At 44.7% G+C, this 18,333-nt stretch carries 15 protein-coding genes and 1 pseudogene; 12 read left to right on the top strand and 4 right to left on the bottom strand.

What is annotated here, in order from left to right:
• Nucleotides 1-69: 69 nt before the first annotated feature.
• The gene (locus AC4PGZ_RS11480; protein ID WP_492158753.1) at nucleotides 70-1,017 is read left to right on the top strand and encodes a 3-hydroxyacyl-CoA dehydrogenase family protein; all 948 of its coding nucleotides are present in this window, start codon (nucleotides 70-72) and stop codon (nucleotides 1,015-1,017) included.
• 128 nt (nucleotides 1,018-1,145) lie between these two features.
• On the opposite strand, the pseudogene AC4PGZ_RS11475 reads toward AC4PGZ_RS11480, so the two are convergent.
• Nucleotides 1,146-1,355 (bottom strand): annotated as a pseudogene (locus AC4PGZ_RS11475) (thioredoxin domain-containing protein); the annotation flags it as partial.
• Between the two features lie 118 nt (nucleotides 1,356-1,473).
• Nucleotides 1,474-2,247 (bottom strand): epoxyqueuosine reductase, encoded by a 774-nt coding sequence (locus tag AC4PGZ_RS11470; RefSeq protein WP_492158752.1) that lies wholly within the window; start codon nucleotides 2,245-2,247, stop codon nucleotides 1,474-1,476.
• A 173-nt stretch (nucleotides 2,248-2,420) separates the two neighbouring features.
• On the opposite strand from AC4PGZ_RS11470, the gene AC4PGZ_RS11465 reads away from it, so the two are divergent.
• The 3 genes from AC4PGZ_RS11465 to AC4PGZ_RS11455 are packed head-to-tail and all read left to right on the top strand — an operon-like array spanning nucleotide 2,421 to nucleotide 4,811.
• Nucleotides 2,421-3,269: a DegV family protein gene (locus tag AC4PGZ_RS11465; protein ID WP_492158751.1), complete on the top strand. Its 849-nt coding sequence runs from the start codon at nucleotides 2,421-2,423 to the stop codon at nucleotides 3,267-3,269.
• 26 nt (nucleotides 3,270-3,295) lie between these two features.
• Nucleotides 3,296-3,802, top strand: a complete 507-nt coding sequence (locus AC4PGZ_RS11460) for a GNAT family N-acetyltransferase (protein ID WP_492158750.1) — start codon at nucleotides 3,296-3,298, stop codon at nucleotides 3,800-3,802.
• 13 nt (nucleotides 3,803-3,815) lie between these two features.
• On the top strand, nucleotides 3,816-4,811 hold the full coding sequence (locus AC4PGZ_RS11455) for an MBL fold metallo-hydrolase (protein ID WP_492158749.1): 996 nt from the start codon (nucleotides 3,816-3,818) through the stop codon (nucleotides 4,809-4,811).
• A 77-nt stretch (nucleotides 4,812-4,888) separates the two neighbouring features.
• On the opposite strand, the gene AC4PGZ_RS11450 is transcribed toward AC4PGZ_RS11455, so the two are convergent.
• Nucleotides 4,889-6,916 (bottom strand): methyl-accepting chemotaxis protein, encoded by a 2,028-nt coding sequence (locus tag AC4PGZ_RS11450; RefSeq protein ID WP_492158748.1) that lies wholly within the window; start codon nucleotides 6,914-6,916, stop codon nucleotides 4,889-4,891.
• Between the two features lie 254 nt (nucleotides 6,917-7,170).
• On the opposite strand from AC4PGZ_RS11450, the gene AC4PGZ_RS11445 reads away from it, so the two are divergent.
• From AC4PGZ_RS11445 to AC4PGZ_RS11435, 3 genes are read left to right on the top strand one after another with little or no spacing between them, the layout of a single operon-like run.
• Entirely contained in the window at nucleotides 7,171-8,313 is a 1,143-nt protein-coding gene (locus AC4PGZ_RS11445) for a 1-deoxy-D-xylulose-5-phosphate reductoisomerase (RefSeq protein WP_492160272.1), read from the top strand.
• A gap of 45 nt (nucleotides 8,314-8,358) precedes the next feature.
• Nucleotides 8,359-8,913: a LemA family protein gene (locus tag AC4PGZ_RS11440; RefSeq protein ID WP_492158747.1), complete on the top strand. Its 555-nt coding sequence runs from the start codon at nucleotides 8,359-8,361 to the stop codon at nucleotides 8,911-8,913.
• Between the two features lie 55 nt (nucleotides 8,914-8,968).
• Nucleotides 8,969-10,861 (top strand): DUF2207 domain-containing protein, encoded by a 1,893-nt coding sequence (locus AC4PGZ_RS11435; protein WP_492158746.1) that lies wholly within the window; start codon nucleotides 8,969-8,971, stop codon nucleotides 10,859-10,861.
• 89 nt (nucleotides 10,862-10,950) lie between these two features.
• Here the strand turns inward: AC4PGZ_RS11435 and glsA are convergent, their stop codons facing one another.
• Entirely contained in the window at nucleotides 10,951-11,871 is a 921-nt protein-coding gene (glsA, locus tag AC4PGZ_RS11430) for a glutaminase A (RefSeq protein WP_492158745.1), read from the bottom strand.
• A 257-nt stretch (nucleotides 11,872-12,128) separates the two neighbouring features.
• On the opposite strand from glsA, the gene AC4PGZ_RS11425 reads away from it, so the two are divergent.
• The 5 genes from AC4PGZ_RS11425 (at nucleotide 12,129) to mgtE (ending at nucleotide 18,195) form a co-directional block, all read left to right on the top strand.
• Entirely contained in the window at nucleotides 12,129-12,878 is a 750-nt protein-coding gene (locus AC4PGZ_RS11425; RefSeq protein WP_492158744.1) for a response regulator transcription factor, read from the top strand.
• The gene (locus AC4PGZ_RS11420; RefSeq protein WP_492158743.1) at nucleotides 12,847-14,823 is read left to right on the top strand and encodes a sensor histidine kinase; all 1,977 of its coding nucleotides are present in this window, start codon (nucleotides 12,847-12,849) and stop codon (nucleotides 14,821-14,823) included. Before AC4PGZ_RS11425 ends, AC4PGZ_RS11420 begins: the two co-directional genes overlap by 32 nt.
• Nucleotides 14,824-14,929: 106 nt before the next feature.
• On the top strand, nucleotides 14,930-15,835 hold the full coding sequence (locus AC4PGZ_RS11415) for a 2-thiouracil desulfurase family protein (RefSeq protein WP_492158742.1): 906 nt from the start codon (nucleotides 14,930-14,932) through the stop codon (nucleotides 15,833-15,835).
• 32 nt (nucleotides 15,836-15,867) lie between these two features.
• The gene (locus tag AC4PGZ_RS11410) at nucleotides 15,868-16,512 is read left to right on the top strand and encodes a DUF4342 domain-containing protein (RefSeq protein WP_492158741.1); all 645 of its coding nucleotides are present in this window, start codon (nucleotides 15,868-15,870) and stop codon (nucleotides 16,510-16,512) included.
• 339 nt (nucleotides 16,513-16,851) lie between these two features.
• Nucleotides 16,852-18,195: a magnesium transporter gene (gene mgtE / locus AC4PGZ_RS11405; RefSeq protein WP_492158740.1), complete on the top strand. Its 1,344-nt coding sequence runs from the start codon at nucleotides 16,852-16,854 to the stop codon at nucleotides 18,193-18,195.
• The last annotated feature ends 138 nt before the right edge of the window (nucleotides 18,196-18,333 follow it).

Raw genomic sequence — 18,333 nt, 5'->3', positions numbered from 1 at the left:
AATAATCTCTGATTGTATGATAAAATAGATAGAATGATAATTTCAGCAAAAAGAAGGGAAATGTTTCTTATGGAGATTAAAAACATAAAAAATGTAGTTATCGCAGGAGCTGGAGTCATGGGCTCATCAATGGCACAGACTTTTGCACAGAGCGGGTACAAGGTTACGCTTTACGACCTGAAGGATGAATTTCTGGACAGGAGCAGGAATCTTATCAACATAAACCAGAGCGCATCTGTGGATAAAGGGGTATTCACAAAGGAAGATTCTGAAAGAATAATGGGAAACATAAGCTTCACATGTGGAAAAGATTGTTTCAGGGAAGCGGATTTCGTGGTTGAGGCAATCGTAGAGAACATGGATGTAAAGCACAGCTTCTGGTCAGAGGTTTCAGATATGGCGCCGCAGAGTGCTGTACTTACTACAAACACTTCAGGGCTTTCAATAACAAAGATAGCGGAGTCTGTAAAAAATCCTGAGCGCTTCTGCGGAATGCACTGGATAAATCCACCGCACATAATCCCACTCATTGAGGTAATAAATGGGGACAGGACTGCGAAGGAGACCTCTCAGCTTGTCTACGACATCTCAAAGCTCATAGGAAAGCAGCCTATCATGATAAACAAGGATGCTCCGGGATTTGTGCTCAACAGGTTCCAGTTCGCGGTGCTGCGTGAAGCGATGCATATAATTGAAGAGGGAATCGCAAGCAAGGAGGATATCGACAATGTATTCAAATATGCGCTGGGCATAAGATATGCATGCCTTGGACCGCTTGAGATAGCCGATCTTGGAGGCCTTGATACCTTCTACAACATATCATCATATCTGTTTGAGGACCTGAGCGACACGAAGGAGGTATCTTCGATACTTGCGGATCTTGTAAGGGAAGGAAACTATGGCGTAAAGAGCGGGAAAGGCTTCTATGACTACTCAGATGGAAGAGACAAGGAAGTAATAAGGAAGCGCGATGAGGATTTCTATAAGATAACAGAGTGTCTTTTTGGAGAAAAATAAATAGAATTGAATAAAAAAATCCATCTGATGATTTTGCAGAGCCAGATTCTGGTCAAATGCAAAGTTTCAGATGGATTTATTATTTCTGTCAATTTATTATTTTTATTGATTGACAGAATTGAATTTTTTTACAGCCCGAGCTCTTCCTTGAGCTGAGATTTCTGATGAAGGCCAACCAGCCTTTTTGCTTCGTTCCCGTTTTCGAACAGTATCATCGTAGGGATAGACATGACTCTGTATTTTCTGGCAATGTCCTTGCCGTCGTCTACCATAAGCTTTGCTATCTTTACCTTGCCTACGCTGTCAAATACCAGCTCGTCTATTATCGGGGTCTGCGATGCGCATGCGCCTCACCAGGATGCATAAAAATAAACGAATACGGGCATCTTGCTCTCGAGAACTTCAGCTGCAAAGTTCTCACTGTTAAGTGCGATACTCATTACATAACCTCCTTTTCTAAAGCATTGAAACTGGATTTATATATGAACATGGGACTACAGAAAGACATTTTCCGCATACGTCCGCTGTGCCTACTTCTTTAAGCTTTTCGCCATTCTTCAGGCACATGTCATGGCATCTGTTTCTGTCAAATGAAGCCTCATTTTCAAAAAGTGCCTCATTCACGCATTTCTTAACGCACATGGTGCATGTCCCATTGTGCTTGTTAAGGCAGTATTCTCCTGACGGCCTTGTTGTAGGCTCCAGATACATATTAGTGACTATGCTACCTATCCTTCCGCAGCAGCCTTTTTCTGTTATCAGCATGCGATGTAGCCCGAATTTTCCAAGCCCTGCTATGAATGCCACGTGCCGCTGGGACCAGTCGCTTATGAGTTTTTCAGGGTCAAAATTGTTTGTAGGAGGAATGAGCGTGGATTTAAATCCCTTTTCCTTCATGAATGCCTGGATCTCGGCGTTTATAAGCTCTATCAGCCTGTTTGTTTCCACATATGCCTTTCCCCATTCTACGGAGCTGTATTCTCCGTAGGAATTACTTTCTGCCACATACTCATTAAATGGAAGAAAGTATGTAATCACGGTTCTGGGGTGTTCCATGAAATCAGATGGCATTGAATGAGTAGGTGAGACTGTCTCCCTGAGATCCAGAAACATTGGATCGTATGCCGAAGCATATGCGAACAGGGGCTCCTGCCAGATTCCTTCAAGGTTCTCAGTTTTTACATGGTTATCTATGAACTCCCTGATTCGGGTTTCAATAATATTTTTCAATAGAGCACCTCCCTTTTTTCTATATAACGGTTTAATTTCTATATACCCTTAAATTGTTATTGTAAATTTTTTGTTGAAATATGGCTTGACAAATTTTTCAAAAAGCGGCCTCTTTTTTTATTTTGGATTTGGAGTATAATTATATACAGGGGTTTGTATGCAGGGAGGTACAGATGGCAGTAAAGATAGTAACAGACAGCACTTCGTATATTCCGAAGCATATTGCGGAGAAATACGGCATTGAGGTGCTTTCGCTCAGCGTATTCATGAGCGAAGAGATCAGAAGAGAGCTGGACTGGAGCAACGAACGGTTCTATGAAGAGATGAAGAAAACCGGCATATTTCCCAAATCTGCTCAGCCGGGCATAGATGAGATAAGGCAGAGCTTTGAAAAGTTCCTGAAGTCGGGAGATCAGGTGCTGGGGATATTTCTCTCATCAAAAATGAGCGGGACGTACTCGACGGCCGGGACGGTAAGAAATTATCTTCTTGAGATATATCCGGATGCGAGGATAGAAATACTGGATTCAAGGACCAATTCCATGCAGCTCGGGTTTGCAGCGATTGAGGCGGCAAGGGCAGCGAGCGATGGCGCAGGTATCGATGAAGCCGTGAGCAGAGCTGAGCATGTAATACATAACAGCAGATTCCTTTTTACTCCGCAGACTCTCGAGTATCTGAGAAAAGGCGGAAGGATAGGCGGGGCTGCTGCGCTTGCAGGACAGATTCTGAGCATAAGGCCTGTGCTTACGGTTAAGGATGGAGAAACAAAGGTCTTCTCAAAGGCCAGGACAAAGCGAAAAGCTGTGGATGCAATACTTCAGAAGCTCTATGAAGATGCAGCGGGTCTAAGGGTAAAAGAGGTGGCAGTTCATCATATAAACTGTGAGGAAGAAGGCATAAGGCTGGCAGATGAGATATCACGAAATCTCGGCATCGAAGTGATGGTAGAATCCATAGGGCCTGTCATAGGCACTCATGTGGGGCCGGGCAGTGTGGGAGTTGCATACTGGTGGCAGTAAAAATATAAAAGACAGAGGAGAAAGATATGAACAGATATTATGAAACAGGTGTAGAAGATTTCAGGATAAGATTTGCGCAGGAATCAGATGTTGGGCTTATACTTAAATTCATAAAGGAGCTTGCTGACTATGAGGAGCTGCTCCACGAGGTAGTGGCGACAGAGGAGATCCTGATGGAATCGCTTTTTGTCAAAAAGCAGGCAGAGGTTATAATAGGAGAATACAAGGGAGAGCCTGCGGGATTTGCGCTGTTTTTCCACAACTTCTCTACCTTCCTGGGAAAAGCCAATCTCTATCTTGAGGATCTTTATGTGGATCCGGCATTCAGGGGAAAAGGACTCGGAAAGACACTGCTTTCATGTCTTGGAAGGATAGCCGTGGAAAGAGGATGTGAGAGGCTTGACTGGTGGTGCCTCGACTGGAACAAGAGCTCCATAGATTTTTATCTCCAGATGGGAGCAAAGCCTATGGATGAGTGGACTGTTTACAGAGTGGATGGAGAGAATCTTCCAAAGCTTGCTGACATGATGTAGAATCGGAGGAAACGTGGTAGAAAAGATTTTTGACAACCCGAAGATATACAGGGTACTTGTACCTCTTCCGGAGAATCCCCTTCGCAGCCTCAATTCATATGTAATTATGACAGAAGAAAGAAACCTCGTAATAGACACCGGATTCAACAGAGAAGAATGCTACAGAGCCTTGACAGAGGGACTTGATGAGCTGGGTATAGATATTGAGGACACGGACTTCTTCATAACTCATTTTCACGGAGACCACTGCGGTACAGTGGGTAGAATTGCCGGGGAGCACAGCAGGATATTCATGAGCGAGAAAGACTACAGCTACCTTGTCGGGGATTTTGAGGATGCTACCTGGGAGGGCATTGAATCAGTCTATGTAGAAGAAGGTTTTCCGATGGATATAGTGGAAAGGCTCAAAAGCAGCAATCAGGCGAAGAAATACAGGCCTGACAGGCTATTTAAGGCAGTAACACTGCAGGATAGAGATGTTATAAAGCTTGGAGAGACGGAGTTTGCCTGCATTCTCACCCCCGGACACACTCCAGGGCACATGTGCCTGTATCTTCCGAAGAATAAAATCCTGTTTTCCGGAGACCACGTGCTGTTTGACATAACACCTAACATAACCTCGTGGACAGGTGTGGATGATTCTCTTGGAGATTACATGCAAAGCCTCGAAATGATAAAAAATCTCGACGTGGAAATAACACTGGCGGCGCACAGAGACAGTAGAGGAAATCTGAGAGAGCGCGCAGAAGAGATACTGGAGCACCACAGGATAAGGCTGCATGATACGGCTGAGGTCCTCAGAGAAAGCGAAAGACCTCTGAATGCATATGAGATAGCACAGAGGATGAAGTGGAACCTGAGGGGCAGATCCTGGGACAGCTTTCCTGACAATCAGAAGTGGTTTGCCATGGGCGAGACCATGTCTCATATAGACTATCTCGTAAAAAGAGATCTTATATTAAAACAAATAGATACAGAATCAGGGATATATGTGTATTCCCTTAAGTAAAAACAACCCCTTAAAGAGCTTTAAAAAGTCTCTTTAAGGGGTTGTTTCTGTCTGTAAGGCTGAATACTGAGGTCAGGTTAATACTGCTCAGAAAGCACGAATCTCGAAACGAGAGACTTGAGCGCATCCGCCTGAGCTGAAAGCTCTTCGCTTGCCGCAGCGCTCTGCTCCGCCGTTGCGGAGTTGCTGTGAACTACTGAGGCTATCTGATCTATGCCCTGCTGCAGCTGGACTACGGCATCTGACTGATCTTCAGAATCTGAGGATATCTCATGTATTGCCTGAACTATCATTTTTGTGTGTTCAGTCACTGACTGCATTATTTCTGCAGTTCTGTCCGCAATGCCGCTTCCGTTCTCGACTGCGGATATGGAGCTCTCGATCAGCGCGGTGGTGTTTTTTGCGGCCTCGGCACTTTTGGTTGCAAGGTTTCTTACTTCGTCTGCAACTACTGCGAAGCCCTTGCCTGCGCTTCCTGCTCTTGCTGCCTCTACGGCCGCATTGAGCGCCAGTATGTTTGTCTGGAACGCTATGTCTTCTATGGTTTTTATTATCTTTCCTATTTCATTTGAGCTCATGCTTATATCTTCCATGGCCTTCATCATTCTCTGCATCTCGTTGTTGCAGCTCTCGACATCTCTTCCCACCTCTTCGGCCTTGCTGCTTGCATCGGAGGCATTTGCGGAGCTCTTCTTTATGAGCGAGGTCACTTCTTCGACAGAAGCCACGATTTCTTCTACTGAGCTGGACTGCTCCGTTGCGCCCTGAGCTAGTGTCTGGGCTCCTGCAGAAACCTGATCGGATCCGTTTGAAACCTGGTCGGCGCTCATAGCAAGCTCTCCGATGACTTCATTCAGGTTGGCGTTTATAGTGACCACAGACCTTGAAAGAGGCTCAAAATCACCCATATATTGCCCGGACATCCTTACGGTAAGGTTTCCAGACGCCATCTCCGTAAGGTTGAAGGCTACTTCAGATATAGATGAATTCAGAGTCTCAACGGTCGTCTTAAGATCCCTCAGGAGCTCTCCTGTCTCATCCTTTGCAGATGTTTCCGGTACAGGCGAAGACAGGTCTCCTTCTGAAAGCAGCTTTAGCCTTTTTGCGCATTCCATGACAGGAAGGGCAATCGAATCGGCAAATCTCCTCGCGACAATTATGCCGGCGGTCACAAAAATCGCTACGCTTATAAGCACATACATAAGGGCCTTGTATACTCCTCCCATGAATTCGCTCTGCTTGGTATTTACGCCTATGCTCCAGCCGTCGGTGTCTGCAATAGGGGCATATCCGCTGAGCTCGGTTTTTCCGGCATAGGTATATTTCCCAAATCCATTGTAGCCTTTTATCATCTGTTTTTCTATTTCTGCGAGTTTCTCAAGTGATTTGTCTGTCTGAGAAGCCTGGATGGTGTTTTCCACGCACACATTCTCCGGATTGGTGCTGGCTATAGTAAGCCCTTCCTTGTTCAGCATATATGCAGAGCCTGTATCTCCTATCTTTATCTCGCCCATGGCATCGTTGAGAAAATTCTCATCTGGGACAAGATAGATTATTCCCACTACCTCGCTGCCTGCAAATCCATTCTTCCACAGAGGAGCCGAGACTATGGTTGTAAGCTTTCCGGTCACCTTGCTTATCAGAGGCTCTGAAACAAAGGTATCCCCATTTATCGAAGCCTTATAATATTCTCTGTCTGAGTAGTCGTTTCCATCGAATATGCTTATGCCGTTTTCAAGGATTATATTTCCCCTTATAAATCCATATGAAGACAGGCGGCTGTCGATTATTCTCTGTTTTTCTTCCTTGGATATGTCCGGACTGGACAGTTTTGCAATGGAGCCTATCTCGTGGGCTATGTCCCTGTAGGACTGGAGCTGTACAGAAATCTCCTTTGATGCAAGCTTTGCGGTTTCCTTCATGGACACCTCGAGAGCCTCCAGTGTAGATGCATATGTAAGGTATGCCGAAAGCGCACCCAGCACGAGGCTGAGAGTGATTATTATTGCGGTTATAGCACTCGTGATCCTTTTTCGGATACTCGTATCTGAGCTGCCTTCAGTTCTTTTTTTCTTTATACTCCCAAAACTCCCAATTTTTTTCATAAAAATCCCTTTCACATTCTAACACGTTAAACGTTTTTTCTTTACAGTTATAAATATCGACAGCAAATATCAATAGTTAATACAATTCATCAAAAAAAATTATTCAGGGCTCAATTTGGGTATCATAGTGTTATCATTATGTCTGAATCAATTTCAACAGTTGTAGATTGATTAAATTAAGCGTATAATCTGTATGTGATAATATAAACGATAAGAAAACAATTAATCAGAATGAGAAGGAAAATGATATGAAGATGAAAAATATAGCGGTATTAGGGTCTACGGGGTCAATCGGTACTCAGACTCTCGATGTTGTGAGGAATAATGAGGATATAAGGGTAGTGGCGCTTTCTGCAGGCTCAAACATAGAGCTCCTGGAGCAGCAGGCAAGGGAGTTTTCGCCTGAAGTGGTGAGCGTTGCGGAGAAAAAGGATGCTGAAAAACTCAGAAAAAAACTGGAAGGAACCGGAGTAAAGGTCCTCTGGGGAATGGACGGACTCATTGAGGCGGCGCAGCATCCATCTGCGGATACTGTCGTTACGGCTGTGGTCGGAATGATGGGGCTCAGGCCTACCGTAGCGGCGATAAACGCGGGTAAGGACATAGCTCTGGCAAACAAGGAGACCCTCGTAACGGCAGGGCACATAATAATGCCGCTTGCAAAAGAAAAGAACGTAAGGATACTTCCGGTGGACAGCGAGCACAGCGCCATACTTCAGTGCCTGACGGGCGAGGATCAGAGAGAGGTAAGCAGGATAATAATAACCGCATCCGGAGGTCCCTTCAGAGGAAGGACCAGAGAACAGATGAAGGATGTAAGGCTTGAGGATGCGCTAAAGCATCCAAACTGGTCCATGGGAAGAAAGATAACCATAGATTCGGCTACCATGGTCAACAAGGGGCTCGAGGTAATCGAGGCAAAATGGCTTTTTGGCCTTGATGCAGAGGATATAAAGGTGATAGTTCAGCCGCAGAGCGTTATACATTCAATGGTCGAGTTCGTGGATGGCGGCATAATGGCGCAGCTTGGCACGCCTGACATGAGGCTTCCGATACAGTATGCGATATATTATCCTCACAGAAGACCGCTGCCTGGAGAAAGGCTGGATTTTGGGGCACTTAAGCAGATAACCTTTGAGGAGCCTGATTTTGAGAACTTCAGAGGCCTGGCGCTCGCATTTGAGGCGCTGAAAACCGGAGGATCAATGACCACTGTTTACAATGCTGCAAATGAGCTTGCGGTAAGCAGATTCCTTAACAGGGAAATAGGTTTTCTTGACATAACAGCCATGATTGAAGACAGCATGAAGGCGCATAAGGTCATCGAAAATCCTGACATAGAGCAGATTCTCAGAACTGAGAGGGAAACCTATGAATATCTGAATTCGAGATGGTAGATTATTAATTTTATTTTATTTTTTTACACACAAGGAGGTAATATTATGGGTGGAGCACTTATGATAATTCTGGCGCTGGTGGTAATTGCCGCAGTAATGTCCATAGCTTATTACAATACATTTGTAAGGCTCAGAAATCAGACGGATGAAGCTTTCTCTACGATGGACGTGTATCTTAAAAAGCGTTATGATCTTATTCCGAACCTGGTTGAGACTGTAAAGCACTATGCGATCCATGAGAAGGAAACTCTCGAAAAAGTAATCAGTGCAAGAACAATGGCCATGGGATCTCAGAGCATCGATGAGAGAGTCCAGAATGAGAATATGCTCTCTGGAACGCTCAAGAGCCTTTTCGCTGTTTCTGAAAGCTATCCTGATCTCAAGGCGGACACTAGCTTTCTCAATCTTCAGAATCAGCTGTCTTCGATAGAAAATGAGATATCGCAGGCAAGAAAATACTACAATGGCGCTGTAAGGGCGCTCAATACCAAGATCGAGATGTTCCCGTCAAATATTGTCGCAAATATGGCAGGATTCAAGAAATATCCATTCTTTGAGGCTGAAGAGGCTGAGAGGGAAAATGTGAAGGTACAGTTTTAACTGCCGGGATTTTTCGGGAGTCTGTATTTAAATTTATCAGACGGGAGGACATAATTTGAAAAAATTATCTTTAATGATTATTTCACTTTTGCTGGCGCTGATCCCGCAAAGCGTGCTTGCGCTCGAGGCCTTTAACATATCGTCATATGACATTGACATGAAGGCCAATTTGGACAACAGTTACAGTATAACCGAAGTCCTCGAGGTGGATTTCAGCGAGCAGAGACACGGCATAATAAGGAGCATTCCCCTGAAGACAAATGGAGGAAAGCGGGCAGAGGTAAAATCTGTCAGCGTTCCCGGGCATAATTTTGAAACCTACAGAGAAGGTGGAAATCTCAATATAAAGATAGGAGATGCGGATACCTTTGCAGCTCAGAAGCAAAAATACACTATACTGTATGAATATGAGATTGGCTATGACTATCTCGATGACATGGACGAGCTTTATTTCAACCTTATCGGTACTCAGTGGGACTGCTTTATAGATAATGTAAAGTTCAGGATCGAGATGCCGTCAGCATTTGACAGTGAAAAGCTCAACTTCACCTATGGCACTGAGGGAAGCAAGGACAGTGAGGCTGTAAAATACAGCGTTGATGGAAATATAATAACAGGAAAACTCAGCACAAAGCTTGAGCCATATGAGGCTCTTACAGTAGCGCTTCCGCTTGAGGAAGGCTATTTCAGCGAGGCTCACAAAAAAACAACTCCTGCAGATATAGTGCAGAAGTACTATATGGCAATACTGCCTGCCATCACTGCGCTTGGAGCTTTTTTCTGGTTCAGGAAGGGAAGGAGCAAGCCGTTTGTTCAGACGGTGGAGTTCTACGCTCCGGAAGGTGTTACACCTGCGGACGCAGGGTTTATAATAGACAATTCGGTAGACCCTATGGATATAACATCGCTGATCATATACTGGGCAGACAGGGGCTATATTGAGATCGAGGAGCATACGGAGAAGAAGCTGCTGTCTTCCAAAAAGACATTTACGCTCCACAAGCTCTCAGATATAAGTGCAGATGCAAAATCATATGAAAAAACCATGTTCGAATCTCTGTTCGATGAATTCGGAGACGGAACCAGGGTTACTACGGAAGAGCTCGAGTATAAGTTTTATAAGGTCATGAATGCAGTGAAGGAAATGGTAAGGTCATCATGGCAGGATGATCCTGACAGGAGAGTATATAAGAGGATAAACCTCCTTATCTCATTCACACTGATGCTGCTGTCGATTTTGACTGCGTTTCTCGGATTCATACCGGCAATAAACACGGCGTTTGCAGATACTTTTGGGATAACTGCCGTACTGGCTTTCATGTCTTCGGTTGGGGCAATGTTCCCGGTATGGATGCTGATATATTTCATCAGTCGCAACAGATACAGGGAAAAGAAATTCGGATATTTTGCAGGGCTGATAATGCTCACAGCATTAAGCCTCATGGCCTGGGCTCTGGCGCTTTATCTAAGCAATACTCAAAACAGCGCTATACCTCTGGCACTTGCTCTTGCAGGTTCGGCGGCTCTTGGGGCAATGGCTTCCATGTGTGATGGGAGGACAGAGACCGGAAACGAATTTTACGGCAGGATGCTCGGATTCAGAGAGTTCCTTCAGACAGCTGAAAAGGACAGGATAAACATGCTTGTCGAAGAAAATCCCCATTATTTCTACAGCACGCTTCCTTATGCTATGGTGCTTGGAGTTACCGACAGATGGGCAAAGAATTTTGAATCTATAATTACTCAGCCTCCTGACTGGTACAGGACGGATGGATACGGCGGGACCTTTAACACGATATTGTTTGCAAACGCTATCAGTAACAGTATGAACAGCTTCAATTCCGTGATGAGCACGCCAAAACCGCAGAGCACATCGAGCTCCGGCGGAAGCATAGGCGGAGGCTTTTCAGGAGGCGGCTCCGGAGGCGGAGGCGGCTCAAGCTGGTAAATAAAATTTATGGGAACAAAAACTTAATACGAAAACGAGCAAGTGCAGGTCCTTAATAAGGTCTCTGCACTTGCTTTTTTTAAATTATGCTAGAAAACGCTGAGGTAAAGCGAGCTGCTCAGCTTTTCAAGAAGTTTTATTCCGGCCACGCTGTTTCCCTTTGAATCGAGCGCCGGTCCATATATGCCTATTCCCATGATGCTTGGAGCCACAGAGAGTATGCCGCCGCCTACGCCGCTCTTTGCGGGCATTCCTACTCTTATGGCAAAATCCCCTGCGCCGTCATACATGCCACAGGTCATCAGGATCGCATTTACAAACCTCGTATATTTCTTGGAAACTATCTTTTCGTCTGTGCCTTTTGCTCTTCCGTTGTTTGAAAGCACGAAAGCTATGTTTGCGAGGTCCTTGCAGGTTATCTCTATTGAGCAGGCCTTGAAATATACGTCAAGCACATCTTCAACGTCTTCATTTATCATGCCGTAGCTCTTCAGAAGGTATGCGAGAGCCCGGTTCCTGTCACCGGTTTTTTTCTCAGATTCGAACACATCCTGATTTATTCCTATGCTCTCATTCCCTGAAAGCTTTTTCGTAAGGTCCAGAAGCCTCTGGAATTTTTCATCCCTGTCTTTTCCCTGTATAATGGAGCACATGGCGATTGCACCTATATTAACCATGGGATTTATGTGCTCCCTCAGGTCCTCAACCTGCGAGAAGTCCATTATGGCATTGAAGGGCTTTCCTGTCGATTCGACGCCGATCCTCTCTCTTATGAAATCCTCTCCGTTGTCAATCAGCGCAAGCAGCAGTATAAGGGGCTTGCATACGCTCTGTATTGTAAAGAGCCTGTCAAAGTCACCTGCATAAAATTCTTTCCCGTCATTCCTTATAAGGTATATTCCCAGGTCGTCCCTGTTGTATTTAACGAGCTCGGGTATGTAGTCTGCGAGCTTTCCCTGTACTGTAAACTTCCTGCTTTCTTCGACCATGTTCTCTAATAATTCTCTCACTTTACACCTCTCTGTGTCTTAGTCTTGTTATATTTTTATTATATCACCATAGTATGCACGAATTCAACCATTGCTTATTGATGAAGATTCAGTATACTATATTAGAGAGAGATGAATTAGTTCCATATTGAAAAATTAAGAAAAATGTAAGAAAAATATGCATAGTCATGTAAGAATTTGCATTTAGAATAATGTTCACAGGCTTATCTCATTCACGGAAAAGACCATGTGGAAAATCAAACGAAAGGAGAAGCAAATTGAACAGAGAAACAGCAGATGCGAAATCAGGAGAGGCCACGATACTGGTGGTGGATGATGACAGGGAGATTGCAGATTCCGTAGCCAAGATCCTTGAAAAAGAAGGATACATAACCCTTACGGCAAATGACGGAATGCAGGCGCTTGAGACGATAGCCTCCAGCCATGTGGACCTCATAATACTGGATATCATGATGCCAAGACTTGACGGGCTTTCTGCAACCATGAAGATAAGGGAGAAGAAGAATATTCCCATAATAATACTCTCGGCAAAGACCGAAGACAGCGACAAGGTGCTGGGGCTGAGCATGGGCGCAGATGATTATGTGTCCAAGCCATATAATCCCATGGAGCTGGTGGCGAGGGTAAAATCCCAGCTTAGGAGATATCTTTATCTTGGAAGCTCAGGGCGGCTTCAGGATATGTCTTCAGGACACGCTGACATGATAACTGTGGGCGGCCTCGAGCTTGATAAGAGCTCGAAGACCATAACTGTGGACGGCAAGGAGGAAAAGCTCACGGCCACGGAGTACAAAATCCTCAAGCTCCTAATGGAAAATCCTGGCAGGGTGTTTCCTGCAGAGGAGATCTACGAAAGAGTCTGGAATGAAGAAGCATATGCGGTGGAGAATACCGTGATGGTCCATATAAGAAGAATCCGTGAAAAGATAGAGATAAATACAAAGGAGCCTGAATATCTTAAGGTGGTGTGGGGAATTGGATACAAAATCGAGAATAAATTTATATAACGGATTTTTTAAATTCATAGCAGTACTATTTATAATAGCAGGAATGTCAGCGATAACTTTGAACATTTCAAATCCGGGAAGCCTTGAAAGCGTTGCAGTCTTCATCGAGGGAGATAGCTATTATAACTCAAAAGTATATTATGACACGCAGGAAATAGCAGATATGATAGGGCCACTCAAATTCTCAGAGAAGAATTCTGAGGATGGCTGGAACTATTATCCTGATGACGAAGCAAGAGCGAGCATGCAGGGCCGGCTTGACGATTACCTCAAGAAGGGGTACAGGTACCTGGTCACTTCAGATGGCAGGACAGTGCTTCAGGATGGGATAATTCCCGAGATATCGCAGCAAAGCAATTTAGAGAGCAGGTATATAGTAAATGAGTTCGGCCAGAGCTATATGGAAAATGGCGCCTACAAAGATGTTATGATAAAGGTTGCGGTACCAAAGCAGATACTGGCTGAACAGGGATATGATATGAGCCCGGATTCTCCGGAAGGCCGCATCATATTCTACAGCACTGTTGCCGGGATAGGAGCGATACTTGCAGGAGCGCTGTGGCTTATGATCTTTGCAGGACAGGGCAAAAAGGGCGATGAGGTAATTATCCGTCTTTATGACAGGGTTTACTTTGACATATTTCTTGTAATAACCTTTTTTGCAGAGCTTGGCTTTGGAGCGGGATTTATAGTGCTGTATAAGAACATAATAGACGAATCGGCAAATGCTGAGGTCATAGTCACTCTGCTCTGGCTTCTTTCGGCGCTGTTTGTGCTGTACAACATATATTTTGTGACAAACTTCGCCAAGCGGATCAAAAGAAAGGAAATTCTTAGATACACGCTCGTCTTCAGGAGCCTTGCATGGATGAAATCTCTATTCAGGACAGTCCTGAAGTTTTTCAGGAGAAGAGCCATGAATATGAGGACTGCGATCAACAGCCTTATGGGCGAAAAGCTGGCGAAGAGGCATTTCAGGTGGATAGTGCTTGTAATGACGGTTCTGCTTGTAAACCTTGCGCTGAGCGCAGCCATGGGACCGCTGTGGGCGATACTGACCTATCCGGTGATAGTCTTTTATCTGCTGAGGCCCGCAGCAAAGGAGATAAAGGATTTTTCAGAGATGGCAAGGGGAGTAAGAGAGATAAGAAACGGAAACCTTGGACACAAGATCTCGTTTGCATCATGCAGAGAGCTCAGTGAGGTCATAGATGACATAAACAACATAGCGGAAGGCTTTGACAAGGCAGTGCAGGGAGCGGTGAAGGCAGAGAAGATGAAGTCGGAGCTTATCACAAATGTATCGCATGACCTAAAGACCCCTCTCACATCCATAATAGGATATGTGGACCTTCTCGAAGGTACGGATAATCTGCCCGATGAAGCCAGAGACTACGTTGCCGTGATAAAGAAAAAATCCGAGAGGCTCAAGAACATAATATCCGATCTGTTCGACCTTTCAAAAAGCACGAGCGGAAATGCTGAGCTTGAGATGGAGAAGCTGGACATGAAAAAGCTCATGGAGCAGACGCTTGCTGATATGTCAGATGCGATAGAAGCAAGCGGGAGAAGCATAAGACAGACACTCCCGGAAAAGCCTGTAATGATAACAGGAGATGGAAAGAAGCTGTATCGGGTATTTCAGAACATAATTGATAATGCGCTCAAATATTCCCTTGAGAATACCAGGATATTCGTCACGCTGAAGGAGAAGGACGGCAGAGCCATAGCGGAAATAAAGAACACTTCAGCCTATGAGCTTGATTTTTCGGAAACGGAGATAACAGAGAGATTCACCAGAGGCGACAGGAGCAGGGCTACAGAAGGAAGCGGGCTGGGGCTTTCGATAGCGAGGAGCTTTACGAGTGCCTGCAACGGAGACTTCAGAGTCATTCTCGATGGAGACCAGTTCAAAGTTATAATAGAATTCGATACCGTGAAATAAGATATTTAATAGATTAATTTTTTTTATGATGTATTCCTTGTTAAGAAACCTGGAAATAAGGGTATAAATATTATCAGATATCGGATTATGACCAGATGGAGGTAATATGGATAACATACTGCATAGAAAGATACGCGTGGGCATAAGCGCCTGTGCATACGGGTCAAAGACAAGATACAACAGAAAAGGCTGGGATCTCGTATCTGAATTTGGAAGGGATATGTCCAATTTCATATGGTGTCCTGTATGCCCGGAGGTAATGTCGGGAATGGGAACGCCAAGAAGTCAGATAAGGATACAGGGAGAAAGCGGCAGAGATGTCATCGAAGGCCGTGCTAAAATAGTGGCGAGGGATGGAGATGATGTGACTGAAGACATATTGTTTGCCAGCAATCTCTGCATGGATATCCTCAGGAGGTCAGAGGTGGATGCATTCATATACATGGACGGCAGCCCTACCTGCGGAATAGAGCGCACGACTCTCAAGAACAACAGGGCAGGGAAACCGCCCGGAGTATTTGGAGCTATGCTTCTTGATGAGGATATATTCCTTATACCGGCACTCTCTCTTGCAAGCCCTGTCAGGAGATGGGATTACAAGAGAAGGCTGTATGCCTATGTATGGGCAAAAAGTCAGGAAATAACAAACAAGAATGACCTTTATAATTTCTGGCACAATGTAAAATTCCTCTGTCAGGAGCTCGATGAAAAAGAGTCCAGGGTCATGGGAAACCGGATTGCAAACAGCGAGTTCAGCCCTGAGCTTGCAGATGAGCTCAAGGCATTCGTCACGACGCTCATGAAAAAGCCTTCCACTCTGGAGAAGATAAAAAACAGGCTCTGGAAGCATTACGTATACATCAAGAAGACCCAGGGAGCGGAGATATCGGAGATAATGGAGCCACAGGACAACCGCAACATGCACCATATAGCTATGGAGCTTGAGGCAATCGAAAAATTCGCATTCACAAATGACGTTCTTTTTGGTTCAATGCCAGCCAGAAGCAGATAAAACATATTATATATAAACAAGGAGGAGATTTTATGGTAACTTTGGAAAAGATAGACAAAATCGTTGAGAGAACAGGTGTAACATTCGAAGAAGCAAGAGATGCGCTTAACGCATGCAATGGTGACGTTGTCGAAGCAATAATCCTTATACAGTCAGGACAGGACGGAAAGCAGGATAAGGAAGGCAAGGGCTCTGAAATAATTGCTACGCTTAAGGAATACATCAGAAAAGGAAACGTAAGCAGGATAATAGTTGAGAATGACGGAGAAGTAGTGCTCAGCATTCCGGTTACCGTTGGAGTGATAGGCGCTGTTATAGCTCCTGTGATCGCAGTAATCGGACTTGGAGCCACTGTGATAAATAAGGTTACCGTAAAGGTAGTGGATTCTGAAGGAAAAGTCACAAACATAAACAAGGTGAAGGAAGAGAAGGTAGAAGACCTTAAAAAAGCAGGAAAAGAGATGTCAGAGGACCTGAAGGAAATGAAGGATGACATAAAGGACAAGATCAAAATCAAAAAAAAAGCTGTAGAAGATAAGCTTGATGATCTTGACGAGATATTTGAAGACGGAAGCGAAGCAGAAGTAGAGCTTGAGGATGACGATGAGACCTGCGAATGGCGTGAGGATGCAGGCCATGAATGCAAGCCTGAGAAAGATACTAAACTGGATCAATGATTTTTTGAGAATCAGGGCAAAAGCTCTGATTTTCTTTTTTTTATGAAACTTGAAATTCATATCAGTTTACGGTATAATTAATAGTTGGTGAAAACCTGAAATTGAAATTAAAATTAATTCATAAAAATTGCAATTAAGGAGGTAAAGACGTGGACAGTCACAGTCGTAGTATGAAAACGGAAACAATAGAAACATCATATTCTGCAGACGGTTCATTTAATGAGCCTCCGGGGCGGAGCACCTGCACCCCATAGTTGCAAGGACATGCAGTTTCGGCCGTTTTCAGAAAAATCTGAAAGCGGTTTTTCCTGTTTTTGTACTTCTTTTAAGGAGGATAAAATGGAAAATAGAAATGCAGAACTATATGAACTTATAGAAAAAAAGAGATTCATTGAACTCAGAGAGATCCTCATAGAGATGAATGAGGTAGATATATCGGAGTTTCTCGAGACTCTTGAAATTGAGAAGATGACAGTAGTATTTCGAATGCTGCCCAAGGAGATATCCTCGGAAGTATTCGCATTCCTGGAATCAGACACTCAGGAGCACATAATAAACTCGGTAACGGACAGCGAGCTTTCTGAGATAATAGAGGATCTTTTCGTAGACGACGCGGTTGACCTTCTGGAGGAGCTACCTGCGTACGTAGTCAAGAGGGTACTTAAAAATGCAAAAAGCGAGACCCGAAATCTGATAAATCAGTTTCTCAGGTATGAAGAAAACAGCGCCGGCAGCATAATGACGGCCGAATTCATACATCTGAGGAAAAACATGACAGTGGATGACGCGTTCGAAAAGGTAAGAAAGACCGCGCGAGACATGGAGACCATATACACCTGTTATGTGACCGACGAGGGAAGGCGTCTGGAAGGCGTGGTATCTATAAAAAGCATGATCCTTTCAGATCCCAATGTACTTCTTGAGGAAATAATGGAAGATGATGTCATCTCCGTGAGCACGGATGATGACCGTGAAGAAGTTGCAGCATTGTTTTCAAAGTACGGGCTTCTTTCACTTCCGGTGGTAGATCATGAAAGAAGGCTCGTAGGTATAGTCACAGTAGACGACGCCGTGGACGTAATCAACGAAGAAGCAACTGAGGACTTTGAGATAATGGCGGCTATGAGGCCATCAGAAAAGCCGTATCTGAGGACGGGAGTATTCTCGCTCGCAAAGAACAGGATCATGTGGCTGCTGGTGCTCATGATATCTGCGATGCTCACGGGGAAAGTGCTTGAAAAATTTGAGAGCGCATTTGCGGCATTTCCGCTCCTTGTGACCTTCATTCCCATGCTTACGGGAACCGGAGGAAACGCGGGATCTCAGAGCTCAACCCTCATAATAAGGGGTATGGCTCTCTCTGAGATATCCATGAAGGATATAGGAAGAGTAATCTGGAAGGAAATAAGGGTGAGCGTGCTCGTGGGATTCGCGCTTTCTGCAGTAAACTATGCGAGGCTGCTGATGATGTATCCGGACAATGCACTGCTGGCTTTTGTGGTGGCACTGAGCCTTTTCGCAACAGTTATAATAGCCAAGGTTACAGGATGCATCCTGCCCATGCTTGCGAGGCTCGTGAATGCAGACCCGGCGATAATGGCAGCACCAATAATAACGACTCTTGTAGACGTATTCGCGCTTGTGTTCTATTTCACGATGGCACAGAAGATACTGAACATATGAAGGAGGTAAATGAGTGTACAGTCACAGCGACATAAACAGTATGAAAACGGAATCAACAGAATCATCATGTTCTGCAGACGGTTCATTCAATGAGCCCCGGGGCATGCAAGCTTAGCCCTGAATATGCATGATCATGCA

It is taken from the genome of Proteocatella sp. QWL-06, assembly GCF_058684135.1.
Note: the sequence above shows the minus strand (reverse complement) of the source record. Positions and strands in the feature narration are given on the sequence as shown.

Excerpts from the sequence above, each read along its gene's own strand:
- AC4PGZ_RS11410 (WP_492158741.1), top strand. The coding sequence starts at position 15,868 with ATGGTAACTTTGGAAAAGATAGACAAAATCGTTGAGAGAACAGGTGTA.
- mgtE (WP_492158740.1), top strand. The coding sequence starts at position 16,852 with ATGGAAAATAGAAATGCAGAACTATATGAACTTATAGAAAAAAAGAGA.
- AC4PGZ_RS11480 (WP_492158753.1), top strand. The coding sequence starts at position 70 with ATGGAGATTAAAAACATAAAAAATGTAGTTATCGCAGGAGCTGGAGTC.
- AC4PGZ_RS11440 (WP_492158747.1), top strand. The coding sequence starts at position 8,359 with ATGGGTGGAGCACTTATGATAATTCTGGCGCTGGTGGTAATTGCCGCA.
- AC4PGZ_RS11460 (WP_492158750.1), top strand. The coding sequence starts at position 3,296 with ATGAACAGATATTATGAAACAGGTGTAGAAGATTTCAGGATAAGATTT.
- AC4PGZ_RS11450 (WP_492158748.1), bottom strand. The coding sequence starts at position 6,916 with ATGAAAAAAATTGGGAGTTTTGGGAGTATAAAGAAAAAAAGAACTGAA.
- AC4PGZ_RS11445 (WP_492160272.1), top strand. The coding sequence starts at position 7,171 with ATGAAAAATATAGCGGTATTAGGGTCTACGGGGTCAATCGGTACTCAG.
- AC4PGZ_RS11465 (WP_492158751.1), top strand. The coding sequence starts at position 2,421 with ATGGCAGTAAAGATAGTAACAGACAGCACTTCGTATATTCCGAAGCAT.
- AC4PGZ_RS11415 (WP_492158742.1), top strand. The coding sequence starts at position 14,930 with ATGGATAACATACTGCATAGAAAGATACGCGTGGGCATAAGCGCCTGT.